The 13,211-nt window shown below is 71.4% G+C and carries 13 protein-coding genes; 10 read left to right on the top strand and 3 right to left on the bottom strand.

Annotation, left to right across the window (positions count from 1 at the left end; translation table 11 throughout):
- Positions 1-47: 47 nt before the first annotated feature.
- Complete coding sequence (locus WS95_RS00405) at positions 48-1,577, top strand: FAD-dependent oxidoreductase (RefSeq protein ID WP_059821672.1); 1,530 nt, start codon at positions 48-50, stop codon at positions 1,575-1,577.
- A gap of 119 nt (positions 1,578-1,696) precedes the next feature.
- On the opposite strand, the gene WS95_RS00400 is transcribed toward WS95_RS00405, so the two are convergent.
- Positions 1,697-1,915, bottom strand: a complete 219-nt coding sequence (locus WS95_RS00400; protein ID WP_034209283.1) for a DUF6566 family protein — start codon at positions 1,913-1,915, stop codon at positions 1,697-1,699.
- Positions 1,916-2,277: 362 nt separating this feature from the next.
- Between WS95_RS00400 and WS95_RS00395 the strand changes: the two genes are divergently transcribed.
- Positions 2,278-3,483 (top strand): zinc-dependent alcohol dehydrogenase, encoded by a 1,206-nt coding sequence (locus WS95_RS00395; protein ID WP_059821670.1) that lies wholly within the window; start codon positions 2,278-2,280, stop codon positions 3,481-3,483.
- A 29-nt stretch (positions 3,484-3,512) separates the two neighbouring features.
- Positions 3,513-3,836 carry a four-helix bundle copper-binding protein gene (locus WS95_RS00390; RefSeq protein WP_034209281.1) on the top strand — a complete coding sequence of 108 codons (324 nt, stop codon included), beginning with the start codon at positions 3,513-3,515 and terminating at the stop codon, positions 3,834-3,836.
- A 10-nt stretch (positions 3,837-3,846) separates the two neighbouring features.
- Here WS95_RS00390 and WS95_RS00385 read toward each other — a convergent pair whose 3' ends face one another.
- A complete protein-coding gene (locus WS95_RS00385) occupies positions 3,847-5,445 on the bottom strand; it encodes a PAS domain-containing hybrid sensor histidine kinase/response regulator (protein ID WP_059821668.1) in 1,599 nt (532 codons plus the stop codon).
- A gap of 294 nt (positions 5,446-5,739) precedes the next feature.
- Here WS95_RS00385 and WS95_RS00380 point away from each other — a divergent pair, with 294 nt between their 5' ends.
- The 4 genes from WS95_RS00380 (at position 5,740) to WS95_RS00365 (ending at position 10,459) form a co-directional block, all read left to right on the top strand.
- Entirely contained in the window at positions 5,740-6,102 is a 363-nt protein-coding gene (locus tag WS95_RS00380) for a hypothetical protein (RefSeq protein ID WP_059821667.1), read from the top strand.
- A gap of 185 nt (positions 6,103-6,287) precedes the next feature.
- Positions 6,288-7,151, top strand: a complete 864-nt coding sequence (locus tag WS95_RS00375; protein WP_059821665.1) for a BON domain-containing protein — start codon at positions 6,288-6,290, stop codon at positions 7,149-7,151.
- Between the two features lie 46 nt (positions 7,152-7,197).
- Entirely contained in the window at positions 7,198-9,990 is a 2,793-nt protein-coding gene (locus tag WS95_RS00370; protein ID WP_059821663.1) for an ABC transporter transmembrane domain-containing protein, read from the top strand.
- A complete protein-coding gene (locus WS95_RS00365) occupies positions 9,932-10,459 on the top strand; it encodes a hypothetical protein (RefSeq protein ID WP_034185503.1) in 528 nt (175 codons plus the stop codon). Before WS95_RS00370 ends, WS95_RS00365 begins: the two co-directional genes overlap by 59 nt.
- A gap of 36 nt (positions 10,460-10,495) precedes the next feature.
- Here the strand turns inward: WS95_RS00365 and WS95_RS35250 are convergent, their stop codons facing one another.
- Complete coding sequence (locus tag WS95_RS35250; protein ID WP_162499611.1) at positions 10,496-10,768, bottom strand: hypothetical protein; 273 nt, start codon at positions 10,766-10,768, stop codon at positions 10,496-10,498.
- Here WS95_RS35250 and WS95_RS00360 point away from each other — a divergent pair.
- The 3 genes from WS95_RS00360 to WS95_RS00350 are packed head-to-tail and all read left to right on the top strand — an operon-like array spanning position 10,658 to position 13,208.
- Positions 10,658-11,407: an SDR family oxidoreductase gene (locus WS95_RS00360; protein WP_059821768.1), complete on the top strand. Its 750-nt coding sequence runs from the start codon at positions 10,658-10,660 to the stop codon at positions 11,405-11,407. The two genes, WS95_RS35250 and WS95_RS00360, sit on opposite strands and share 111 nt — an antisense overlap.
- Positions 11,398-12,009, top strand: a complete 612-nt coding sequence (locus WS95_RS00355) for a D-glycero-alpha-D-manno-heptose-1,7-bisphosphate 7-phosphatase (protein WP_034209276.1) — start codon at positions 11,398-11,400, stop codon at positions 12,007-12,009. Before WS95_RS00360 ends, WS95_RS00355 begins: the two co-directional genes overlap by 10 nt.
- Positions 12,006-13,208 (top strand): glycosyltransferase family 9 protein, encoded by a 1,203-nt coding sequence (locus WS95_RS00350; protein ID WP_059821662.1) that lies wholly within the window; start codon positions 12,006-12,008, stop codon positions 13,206-13,208. Before WS95_RS00355 ends, WS95_RS00350 begins: the two co-directional genes overlap by 4 nt.
- The last annotated feature ends 3 nt before the right edge of the window (positions 13,209-13,211 follow it).

Genomic DNA, 13,211 nt, shown 5'->3' with positions numbered 1-13,211 from the left:
CGGATGTCGATAATGGAATCGTTACCTGACTTTCCGGGAGTCACGTCATGACTGGAAGCGATGCTGCGTCCTCACCCGATCTCACGCAAGGGATCGCCCTCGACGATCTCGCCGACGGCGCGATGATCGAGGGCCATGTCGGCGACGCGGCGGTGCTGCTCGTGCGCCGCGCCGACGAACTGTTCGCGGTGGGCGCGCAATGCCCGCACTACGGCGGCCCGCTGGTCCAGGGCCTGCTGGTCGGCGACACGATTCGCTGCCCGTGGCATCACGCAGCGTTCTGCCTGCGCACCGGCGAGATGGAGCGCGCGCCGGCGCTCGACGGGCTGCCGTGCTGGCGCGTCGAGCGGCGCGACGGTCGCGCCGTCGTACTCGATGCGCGGCCGGCCGCCGTACCGGCTGCGCCGAAGGCAGCCGGGCTGCCCGCGTCGGTCGTGATCGTCGGCGGCGGCGCCGCTGCGATCGCGGCCGCGGTGACGCTGCGGCAGGAAGGCTATCCGCATTCGATCACGCTGCTGAGCGCCGATGCCGATCCGCCGTACGACCGGCCGAACCTGTCGAAGGATTACCTCGCGGGCACCGCGCAGGCCGACTGGCTGCCGCTGCGTGCGCCGTCGTTCTATGCGGAGCAGCGGATCGACGTGCGCTGCAACACGCGGGTCGTGCGCATCGATCCCGCGCAGCGGGCGGTCGAGCTGGCCGACGGCGGCCGTGTCGAATACGGTGCGCTGCTGCTCGCCACCGGCGCCGAGCCGAACCGATTGAACGTGCCCGGCGCCGATCTGCCGCACGTGTGCTTGCTGCGCTCGCGCGCCGATTGCGATGCGCTGATCGGCAAGCTGGAAACGGCGCGCCGTTGCGTGGTGGTCGGCGCGAGCTTCATCGGGCTCGAAGCGGCCGCCGCGCTGCGCACGCGCGGGCTCGACGTGCACGTCGTCGCGCCGGATGCGCATCCGATGGGCCGCGTGCTCGGCGATGCGCTCGGCGACACGATCAAGGCGCTGCACGAGGCGCACGGCGTCGTGTTTCATCTCGGCGCGACGCCCGCGCGGATCGGGCCGGACAGCGTGACGCTGTCGAACGGCGACGTGCTGCCGGCCGACGTCGTCGTGGTCGGCATCGGCGTGCATCCGAACGTCGGGCTCGCGCAGGACGCGGGGCTCGCCGTCGAACGCGGCGTGACGGTCGACCGCTTCCTTCGGACGAGCGCGCCCGACATCTACGCGGCCGGCGACATCGCGCGCTGGCCCGATCCGCTGACGGGCGAGCGGATTCGCGTCGAGCACTGGGTCGTCGCCGAGCGGCAGGGCGGCATCGCGGCGCGCAACATGCTCGGCCAGCAGCGGCCGTTCGACGCGGCGCCGTTTTTCTGGAGTCAGCAGTACGACCTGACGATCCGCTATGTCGGCCATGCGGAGCAATGGGATCGCGTGGAGATCGACGGCGACCTCGGCGCGCACGATTGCTCGATCGGTTACTGGCGCGGCAACACGCGGCTCGCGGTCGTGACGATCGGCCGCGATCTCGACAACCTGAAGGCCGAAGCGGCGCTCGAGCGGCAGATGGCCGCCGCGTGACGGCGGCATGACGGCACCGGCCGAACCGTCGATGGAGGCGCGACGAACCCCGACGTCCGTGCATGTTTCGAAACCGGGTTCGCGCCGCGCATCGCGACGCGCGGATGTTCCGGGCGTCGTTACCGGTCGCGCGTCCTGATCATCACGCGCCCCTGGTCGATGCCGCCGCGCAGCGCTTCGTCGCACGTGAGCCATTCGGGCGTGACGAGTTCGGGCGCGGGCAGATCGACCGGCGCGCCGTCGCGGAAGATCCGCACCTGCGCGACCCACGCGCCGTTCGCGTTGCGCGTCGCGTCGACGCGAATTTCGTGATCCATGAAAGTGTCGGTGGCTTGCATCGGTCGGGGCCCTCCGTCGTGCGCGAACGCGGTGCGTCGATCGTATCAGCCACGCGCGACGTGTTGTCCTGTTCCGATATCGACGCGCCGCGCGCCGCCGGGCGACGACGCAGCCGACGCGACACCGTCGATCGGCGCCGAACCGACGCTCGTCGAAGCGATCTCGAACGCGCCTGACGGTGTAGCAGCGACAGCGACCCGTCGACCGACCGACACGCCGGCCCGACCCCGCTCCTCGAAAACGAAGCGCTTCCTGTCCGTGCATCGCGGCGCGCCGCACGCGCGCTGCACAGGAGCATGCCTTGCTCGATCGGCTCGACGGTCACATTCACCGTTTCCGCTTTCGACAAGGAGGGCCAGACATGAAAGCAGTCGTATTTCACGGCATCGGCGACATTCGCATCGACACGGTGCCCGATCCGGAAGTCTCCGAGGCGACCGACGCGGTCGTGCGCCTGACCGCCAGCGCGATCTGCGGCACCGATCTGCACATGGTGCGCGGCACGCTCGGCGGCATGAAGCCGGGCACGATTCTCGGCCACGAAGGCGTCGGCATCGTCGAGGCGGTCGGGCGCGACGTGCGCAACCTGCGGCGCGGCGATCGCGTGCTGATTCCGTCGACGATCGCGTGCGGCAGTTGCGCCTACTGTCGCGCGGGCTACACCGCGCAATGCGACGCCGCGAACCCGGGCGGGCCGCGGGCAGGCACCGCGTTCTTCGGCGGGCCGGCCGATACGGGCCCGTTCGACGGGCTGCAAGCCGAATACGCGCGCACGCCGCTTGCGCACGCGAGCCTGATCCGGCTGCCCGACGCGATCGACGACGATCGCGCGATCCTGATGTCGGACATTTTCCCGACCGGCTATTTCGGCGCGCAGCTCGCGGAAGTGAAACCGGGCGACACGGTCGCCGTGTTCGGCGCGGGGCCGGTCGGCCAGTTCGCGATCGCGAGCGCGAAGCTGATGGCCGCCGGGCGCGTGATCGCGATCGACCGCATTGCGTCGCGGCTCGAGATGGCGTGCGCGCAGGGCGCCGAGATCGTCGATTTTTCCGAGGACGATCCGGTCGATACGGTGCTGCGGCTGACGGGCGGGATCGGCGTCGACCGCGTGATCGACGCGGTGGGCGTCGACGCGATGCGCGCGACGCACGGGCCGGCGGCGGCCGATCGCGAGGCTGCGCGCGCGTTCGATGCGGAAGTCGACGCGATCGCGCCGCACCGCAAGCCGGACGGCCGCAACTGGGTGCCGGGCGACGGGCCGTCGCAGGTGCTGCAATGGGCGGTGCGCGCGGTCGCGAAGGCCGGCACGGTCGCGGTGATCGGCGTGTATCCGCCGGCGGCTCGCGTGTTTCCGATCGGCGAGGCGATGAACCGCAACCTGACGATCAAGATGGGCAACTGCAATCACCGGACGGTGACGCCGCCGCTCGTCGAGCTCGTGCGCAGCGGCGCGTTCGATCCGCTGTCGGTGCTCACGCGCCGCGAGCCGCTGACGAACGCGATCGACGCGTACCGCGCGTTCGACGTGCGCGAACCGGGCTGGATGAAGGTGAAGCTGGCGCCGTGACGACACCAACCTCAACCGGGAGCACTGCAATGACGGATCGATACGACAACTGCATGGCCGCGTGCGACGCCTGCGCGCACGCGTGCGACACCTGTGCGGCCGCGTGCCTCGCGGAGCGCGACGTGCACGCGCTGGCCGGCTGCATCGCGCTCGACATCGAATGCGCGCAGCTGTGCCGCTTCGCGTCGGGCGCGATGGCGCGCCGCAGCGCGTTTGCCCCGCGCATTTGCGGGCTGTGCGCGCACGCGTGCGACCTGTGTGCGGCCGAGTGTTCGCGGCATGCGCACGAACATTGCCGCCGCTGCGCGCTCGCATGCGAGGCCTGCGCGGCGATGTGCCGCGCGATGGCCTGAGCACGGGCGCTTACGGCGTGCCCTGAACGTCGCGCGCGACGCGCTGAAGCAACGCATCGAGCACGGCCATCTCGACGGGCTTCACGAGATGGTCGTCGAAGCCCGCGCGTTCGGTGCGCGCGAGATCCGACGCGCGTGCATGGCCGGACAGCGCGACACAGATCGTGTCGCGCAGCGCATCGATCGCGCGCAGTTCCTCCAGCAGCGCGAAGCCGTCGACGTCCGGCATCGTCAGGTCGAGCAGCATCAACTGCGGCGCATAGTCGCGCGCGAGGGCCAGCGCGTCGGCCGCGTTGTACGCGACGCGCGGCGCATGGCCTTTCAGTTGCAGCAGCACCGCGAGCGTATCGGCCGAGTCGCGGTTGTCGTCGACGATGACGACGCGCAGCGGCACGACGGCCGGCTGAGCGGGCGCGGCGGGCGTGCGCGGTTCGGCGCGCTCGTTGCGTTCGTTGCGCGCCGTTTGCACGATCGGCAGCCAGACCGTAAACGTCGCGCCGTGGCCGGGCCCGTCGCTTGCCGCGACGATTCGCCCGCCGTGCAGCTCGACGAACGACCGGCAGATCGCGAGACCGAGCCCGAACCCGCCGGACGGAGAGCGGCCCGACGCACCTTCCTGCTGGAACAGGTCGAAGATCGTTTCGAGCGCGCCGGGTGCGATGCCCACGCCGTGATCGACGACGTCGATCGCCACCGACGATCCGTCGATACGCGCGCCGACGTCGATCCGGCCGCCGTGCGGCGAGAATTTCGATGCGTTGTCGAGCAGGTTGTGCAGCACCTGGACGAGCCGTGCGTCGTCGCCGTGCAGCACCACGGAATCGTCGGGCAGGTCGACACGGATCCACTGCCCGCGCGCGGCCAGTTTCGGCTGGATGCTCTCGACGCCGCGGCACACGATGTCGCGCACGGTGACGGGGCGATCGTCGAGTTCGACCTTGCCGGCCGTGATGCGCCCGACGTCGAGCAGATCGTCGACGAGCCGCGTCAGTTGCCCCACCTGACGGTGCACGGCGTCGCGGCATCGCGCGAGCTCGGGTGCAGGATCGGGCAGGGTCTGCAGCACGCCGACCGAATTGCGCAGCGGCGCGAGATGATTGCGCAGCTCGTGCGCGAGCATCGCGATGAACACGCTGAGCCGGTGCGTCGATGCTTCGAGTTCCTCGAGCCGCTTGCGCTCGGTCATGTCGCGCGTGATCTTGATGAAGCCGCACAGCTGGTGCGTCGCGTCGCGCACCGGCGTGATCGTCACGCTCGCCCAGAACTGCGTGCCGTCCTTGCGCACGCGCCACCCTTCGTCCGCGAAGTGGCCGTGCGCGGCGGCCAGCGCGAGCCCGTGCGCCGGCCGGCCGGCCGCGATCGCGTCGGACGGATAGAACTGCGAGAAGTGCCGGCCGACGATCTCGGCGGCGCGGTAACCCTTGATGCGCTGCGCGCCGGCGTTCCAGGTCGCGACGTTGCCCTGCGGGTCGAGCATGAACACCGCGTAATCGGTGATCGCCTCCACCACGGTCTGGAACCGGAATTCGGCGAAGCGGTGCAGCAGGTCCCGCGCGTCGTGCGAGCCAGGCGGCAGAGGCGGGTGAAGGTCGGCGTCGTCGTTCGTCATCGGTGGGCGGCAGGTCCAAAATGCGGGCGGCCGAATACCGTCCGCCCGCCGCCGGACACGCCGGGGGCGGCTACGCGAACCGGATTGGCACGTCCGAAAGAATAAGGGAACTCGATTCGGCTGATCAATGGGTGCGCATCGGCCGTGCCGTCCACCGCACCGCGAGCCGGATTCGCGCCGGCGCGTCCGACGACGGCCGGCGCGGCATGCCGATTGCACGACGGTTCGGTCCCCCTGCCGTGCCGCGGCCGTCCGGCCGGCTGCACGGCAGGCAAGCCAGGCAAGGAGATCGACATGAACAGCACACTGAATCCCGACAACGAACCGGCCGGCCCGGACGACGACAACGCCAGCCGCGGTCGCGACGGCCGTGCGCTCGGCCCGAGCGACTCGTCCGACAGCGGCAGCGACACGGCGGGCGCGCGGCGCCATCCGTTCGACGTCGATTCGCCGCTCGACGATCACGCGCTCGAACGCGGCGACGCCTCGCTCGACAGCGATACCGACCGCGCGGGCACCGGCGAGCGCGCGTCGGCGGACGGCGACTCGACGCTCGAGGAGGGTGCCGACATCGAGCCGGACCGCACCGAGCGGCTGAGCGAGCCCGGTCGCACGGACGAACCGGACGACGGGGGCGGCCCCGGCGGCGCGCCGTGACACCCGGCGCGCAAAAACTGCAATCGCGTTGCAGATTGGGGCGCGGACGGCTTCCCGGCGCTGCGGCGCCCAACCGTCGCGGCCCGGCAACGGCCCCGGCACGCGATTTGCATTGACCCGACCGATGCGCGCCGCGACGCGGCATGGGGCCATGCGCGGCGCAGGCGCGATCAAGGAGAGACACGATGCAACGACGATATCCCGGACGGCATGGCGCGCGTGGCGGCCCGCCCGACTGGCAGGAGCGCAACGAACGCGCGTACCGGGGCGCCGGCGAGCGCGGCATCCCGGACGACCCGGCGCGATGGCCGGAAGAAGACGATGAATCGGCCTACCGCCGCTTCGCGAGCGAGGACGTGGGCCCGGAAGACTGGGGCAGCGAATGGACCGAGCGCGCCGCGCGCCCGGCCGACCAGCGGCGCGGCGGCGCCGGCCCGGACTGGCCGGGCGGCGCGCGCCAGCCGGCGCGGGACCCCGAGCGCGGCTACGGCGGGACGGGTCGTCGCGCGGAGGGCCGCGAAGGCCGGTACGGCGACGAACGCCGGGAATTCCGCGGTCAGCACCGGATGGGCTGGTACGGCGGCGAGCGCGACGTTGGCGACCCTCGCGGCGACCCGCGATACGGCGGCCGCGCCCCGGACCTGTCGCGGTTCGGCAGCGAAGCCGAACGCGATGCGCTGCGCCATCGCCGCGGGCCGAAAGGCTATACGCGCTCGGACGAGCGGATTCGCGAGGACGTGTGCGAGCGGCTCGCGCACGCGCTCGAGATCGACGTGAGCGATGTGACCGTGCAGGTGAAGGAGGGGCGCGTCGAGCTGGACGGCACGGTGCCGGCACGCTGGATGAGGCACGACATCGAGGATCTGGCCGACGGCTGCATGGGCGTGCGCGACGTCGAGAATCGCGTGCGCGTGCGTCGCGACGGCGAACACGATACGGGCATGGTGCTGCATCCGGATCAGCGGACCGTCACGCCGACCCAGCCTGCCGCGCGCGACCCCGAGCCCGGCACCGTCGTGCCCGGCCGCGAGCGTGAATCGCGCCACTGACGGCCGTGGGTGAAACGGCTCGACCCCGATCGCGGGCAACGCGTGCATGACGACCGGAATCGACGACACGCCGACCAGGCACCATGATGCCCCCGCACCCCGCGCGCGCGGCGACGCGCGCGGCTTGCGGCTGCGGATCGCGGGCGAACTGTGGCGCGCGATCTGGCGTTACCGCGCGCGCGTGCTCGCAGCGATCGGGCTGCTGGTGCTCGCGAAAGCGGCGGCCGTGTCGGTGCCGCTGCTGCTCAAGGACATCGTCGACGGTTTCGGCCGCGTGGCCGGCCAGCCGCTGGCGTGGCCGGTGCTGCTGCTGTTCGCGTACGCGGTCGTGCGCTTCGCGTCGAATGCGCTGAACGAAGTGCGCGACATGACCTTCGTGCAGGTCACGCAGCATACGGTCGCGTCGTTTACCGTGCGCACGTTCGGTCACCTGCACCGGCTGGGCGCGCGCTTTCATGCGCAGCGCGAGACGGGCGCCGTCGTGCGCGACCTCGAGAAAGGCACGGCCGGCATCGGCTACCTGCTCGGCGTCGCCGTGTTCACGATCGTGCCGACGGCCATCGAGATCGGCTCGGTGCTCGTGATCGTGATCGGCAAGTACGGCGGCGGCTTTACGGCGATCATTCTCGTCACGTTCGCCGTCTACGCGGCCTATACGGTCGTGTTCACGCGCCGCCGCATGCGTTACCAGCGGCGGGTGAACGCGCTCGAGGCCGAGTCGAATTCGCGGGTGGTCGACAGCCTGCTGAACGTCGATACGGTCAAGTACTTCGCGCGCGAGGACGTCGAGCGCGACCGGCTCGATCGCGTGCTCGACGCGTGGCGCGAAGCCGGCGTCGACAACCAGTACGCGCTGTCGACGCTGCATATCGGGCAGAGCGCGTGCATCGGCGCGGGGATCGCGGCCGTGATGCTGCTCGCCGGGCAGCAGGTCGCGCGCGGCGCGATGACGATCGGCGATCTCGTGCTGATCAACGCATACATCATCCAGATCAGCCTGCCGCTGAACGCGCTCGGCTTCGTGTTTCGCGAGGCGAACGATGCGATGACGAACGTCGAGCGGCTGTTCGGGCTGCTCGATGCGCGCGGCAAGCCCGGCGAGGATGGCGATGCGCCCGGTGCGCAGCCGCTCGTCGTGCGCGGCGGCGCGATCGAGTTCGAGCATGTCGACTTCGGCTACGAGCCGAGCCGGCAGATCCTGTTCGACGTGTCGTTCCGCATCGAGCCCGGGCTGACGATCGCCGTGGTCGGCGGCAGCGGCTCGGGCAAGTCGACGCTCGCGCGGCTGCTGTTCCGGCTGTATCAGCCCGACGCGGGCACGATCCGGATCGACGGCCAGGACTTGCGGCTCGTCACCGAGCGCAGCCTGCGCGACGCGCTCGGCATCGTCCCGCAGGACACCATCCTGTTCAACGACACGCTCGCGTACAACATCGCATACGGCAAGCGCGACGCGACCCGCGGCGAAGTGATCGCGGCCGCGCGCGGCGCGCAGCTCGACGCGTTCATCGAGCGGCTGCCCGACGCGTACGACACGCGCGTCGGCGAGCGCGGCGTGCGGCTGTCGGGCGGCGAGCGGCAACGTGTCGCGATCGCGCGCGCGTTGCTGAAGGCGCCGCCGATCGTCGTGTTCGACGAGGCGACGTCGGCGCTCGACACGCGCTCGGAGCGCGCAATCCAGCAGGAGTTGATGCGTGTCGCGCAGCATCGCACGAGCCTCATCATCGCGCACCGTCTGTCGACGATCGTCGATGCCGACCGCATCCTCGTGATGGAGCATGGCCGGCTCGTCGAGCACGGCACCCACGACGAGCTGCTCGAAAGCGGCGGCGTGTATGCGCAGATGTGGTCGCTGCAGGCGAAGCAGCGCGAACTGGAACGCACGGAGGCGAAGTTCGCGCGGCAGCCGGTGCGGATCAACCCGCTCGTGTCGCAGGTGCTCGATGCGCTGGCGGAGGCGGCCGCGCAGCGCGGCGTGCCGGTGTTCCGCCACATGTCCGACGAGGATCTCGTCGTCAAGGCCGATCCGGCCGCGCTGCGGCGCTTCGTGTGGGAACTGTGCCGCGGCGCGATCGACGCGAGCAGCGGCGGGCAACTCGAGGTGCGCACGGCGCGCCACGATCCGGAAGCGCGGATCACGATCGCGTGCGCGGGCGTCGATGCCACCGAACTGTCGCTGATCGATCTCGAACGATTGCAGGACACGATCGAGGAGGCCGGCGGCTACGTCGTGCGCGAACGCGACGATGTCGGCGTGACGCTGCACCTGTCGCTGCCGATGTGCGCGGTGGCGCCGGCGTCGATGCAGCCGGGCGGCGCCGTGCCGAACGCGGACGCCGGCGTGGCGGCGACGGCCAGGCCGCTCGACGGCCTGCGCATCGCGTGCGTGGACGACCACGACGAGGCGCGCGACGCGCTCACCGCACTGCTGCAGGTGGCCGGCGCCGACGTGCACGCGTATGCGTCGGGCCAGGCGTTGCTGGACGACCTGTGGCGCGCGCGCCGGGCCGACTGGCCGGCGCTGCTCGTCTGCGACATCGACCTCGGCGACGACGAGGAGGACGGCTATACGGTGATGTCGCGCGTGCGTCAGCTCGACGCCGCGCGCGATCGCGACGGCCGCGCGCCGCTCGAGGCGCTGGCATTGTCCGGCCATGCGCGCGATCGCGATCGCACGCGCGCGGTCGAAGCCGGTTTCCATGCGTACCTGACCAAGCCCGCGGTAGCGGCCGACCTGATCGCGGCGTTGCGTGCGCTCGCGTTTTCCTCCGGAGAAATCCATGCCGAACCTTCTGAATCCGACGACACCCGAAGCCCTGAACGCGCGTCGCGGCGGTAGTGCGTTCGCCGACCGCCAGGCCGCGGTGGCGGCCGTCGAGCTGCTGCTGCCGAGCCTGGCCGCCGCGCTGCAGAGCGACTTCGTCGGCGACAGCGGCTGCCTGCACATCGTGATCATGGACCCGGCGCTCGGGCCGCACGACGCGGCGTTCGAGGACGCGATCCTGTATGAATTTTCGCTGCCCGACCCGAAGGACTGGGACGCCGACTATCGCGCGTATGCGCGGGCCAAGGCGCGGCTGTCATGGGAAACGGGCCGCGACGGCCACGTCGTGCAGGCGCTCGAGCCGTACCGGCTGCGCGCCGGCGACACGAACCTGTGGGGCGGCGTCGCGCTCGGCGGCATCGTGGTCGGCGTGTCGGGCGCGCAGCCGTGGTTCGACGAGGCGTTCGCGGGCTGCATCGCGCACTGCCTGCGCGCGCTCGCGAAGCACCGTGCGCAGGCGACGCCCGACGGGCTGGCGATCTGAGGAGGCCGCCCAGGCGCGGCCGCCCGGGACCCGTTTTTACAGCCGGTTATAAAAAAGCCAGCGCGCGCGCGGCACGGCCCGATGCGGCGCGGGCGCGCGCAGGCCGGCACGGTTTTCGCTGTACCTCATCCACGGACGGTTGTCGCGACAAGCGTCGCCGTCAGCCGGATTGCTTTCCGACATCGACAGGAGGTGCAGGTGAACGCGACTCACGATCCAGCCAGACCGCCGCTCGCCGGCCGGACCGCCCTCGTGACCGGGGGCGGCCGCGGTCTCGGCGAAGCCATTTGCGAAGAGCTTGCGCGCCATGGCGCGCACGTGGTGGTCGCCGATCTCGACGGCGATCGCGCGGCGGCCGTGGCGCAGCGGCTCGAACGGCACGGCGGGCAGGCGGTGGGCCGGCCGCTCGACGTGCGCGACGAAGCGTCGGTGCTGCAGGTCGTGCACGATGCGCGCGAGTCGCTCGGCGACCTCGACGTGATCGTCAACAACGCGGCGATCGACGTGACCGCGCCGATCGACGACGTGAGCGTCGAAGCATGGCAGCAGGTGCTGATGACGAACCTGTTCGGCCCGTACCTGATGTGTCACGCGGCCGTGCCGATGATGAAGGCGCGCGGCGACGGGCATATCGTCAACATCGCGTCGACCGCGTCGAAGCGGGCGTGGCCGAACGCGTCCGCGTATCACGCGACGAAGTGGGGGTTGCTCGGCCTGTCGCACGCGCTGCATGCCGAACTGCGGCCGAGCGGGGTGCGCGTGTCGGCGATCGTCGCGGGCGGGATGCGCACGCCGTTCCTGCTCGACCGTTTTCCGGACATCGACGAGGACACGCTGCAGCCGCCGGAGCACGTCGCGGCCGCCGTGCGTTTCGTGCTGACCCAGCCGCCGGGCACGGTCGTGCCGGAACTGATGGTGCTGCCGATGAAGGAGACGTCATGGCCCTGAAGCGCGAACGGCGGCTGCCCGGCGCGGTGCTGCTCGACAAGGACGGCACGCTGCTCGACGACGTGCCGTACAACGTCGATCCCGCCCGGATGCGCCTCGCGCCTGGCGCGGCACGCGCGCTGCGCACGCTCGGCGCGACCGGCATGCCGCTGGCGGTCGTGTCGAACCAGTCGGGCGTCGCGCTCGGCCGCTTTACCGAAAACGAGCTTGGCGCGGTCCGCCAGCGTCTCGCCGAACTGTTCGAAGCGAACGGTGCGACGCTGGCGGATTTTTTTTACTGCCCGCATCACCCGCGGGGCAGCGTGCCGCGCTACACCTGTGACTGCATCTGCCGCAAGCCGCGCCCCGGCATGCTGCGGCGCGCGCTGGCGGCGCTCGGCGCCGTGCCCGAATGGAGCTGGATGATCGGCGACATCCTCGACGACGTCGAGGCAGGCCGCGCCGCGCGCTGCGGCACGATCCTGGTCGACTGCGGTCACGAGACCGAGTGGCGCGTCAACGCCGCGCGCACGCCGCTCCACGTCGTCGACCGCATCGACCTGGCCGCCGACATCGTCGTGCGCGAAGCCGTGCGCCGGCACGGCTCGGGAGTGCGGCGATGAACATGGCCTGGAGCCGCGCCCGCCGCATCCTGTGCGTGCGGCTCGACAGCATGGGCGACGTGCTGATGACGACGCCCGCGCTGCGCGCGCTGAAGGAAAGCGGCGCCGACCGCCGGCTGACGCTGCTGACGTCGCGCACGGGCGCCGCGCTCGCCACGCATCTGCCGATGGTCGACGACGTGTGGCGCTACGACGCGCCGTGGGTCAAGCATCCCGACGTGCGCGGCGACCCGGTGGCCGATCTCGACATGATCGACCGGCTGCTGGCGGCCCGCTTCGACGCGGCCGTGATCTTCACCGTCTACAGCCAGAATCCGTTGCCCGCCGCGATGATGTGTTGGCTCGCCGGCATTCCGCTGCGGCTCGCGCATTGTCGCGAGAACCCGTACGAACTGCTGACCGACCGCGTGCCCGAAACCGAGCCGGAATCGCACGTGCGCCACGAGGTCGCGCGTCAGCTCGCGCTGGTGCGCACCGTCGGCGCGACGACGTCGGACTGGCGGATGGCGTTCGACCCGGGCGACGCGGCGCGGCGTGCGCTGCACGCGCGTTTGCAGGCCGCGTTGCAACGCATCGGCGGCGCACGCGGGCCGGACGCGCGGCGCGCGCGCTGGCTGGTCGTCCATCCGGGCGCGAGCGCGGCGTCGCGGCGCTGGCCGGCCGAGCGTTTCGGCGAAGCCGCCGCCGCGGTCGCGCCGCTGTTCGACGGCATCGCGGTGACGGGCAGCGCGGGCGAACGCGAGCTGATCGACGCAGTGTGCGAACGCGCCGGGCCGCGCGCGGTGCCGCTCGCCGGCGTGCTGCCGCTCGGCGAACTCGGCGCGCTGATCGAGACGGCCGATCTGCTGCTGTCGAACAACAGCGGCCCCGTGCATCTCGCGGCCGCGCTCGGCACGCCGGTGGTCGACCTGTACGCGCTGACCAATCCGCAGCACACGCCGTGGCGTGTGCCGCACCGTGTGCTGAACGTCGACGTGCCGTGCCGCAACTGCTACCGCAGCGTCTGCAATCAGCCCGGCCATCCGTGCCTGCGCGGCGTGAGCGTCGACGATGTGGTCGCCGCCGTGCACGCGTTGCTGCACGGCCGCGCGCGCCATGCGCAACGCGCTGCCGCGCGGGCTGCCGCGCACGGCGGCGAGCCGGTCGCGGCGCACGCATCGAACGTGCTGCCGTTCGCGCACGTCATCACGAGGAACTGACGC

The organism is Burkholderia sp. MSMB1826 (assembly GCF_001526325.1).
In the GTDB taxonomy this organism is placed as follows: domain Bacteria; phylum Pseudomonadota; class Gammaproteobacteria; order Burkholderiales; family Burkholderiaceae; genus Burkholderia.
Note: the sequence above shows the minus strand (reverse complement) of the source record. Positions and strands in the feature narration are given on the sequence as shown.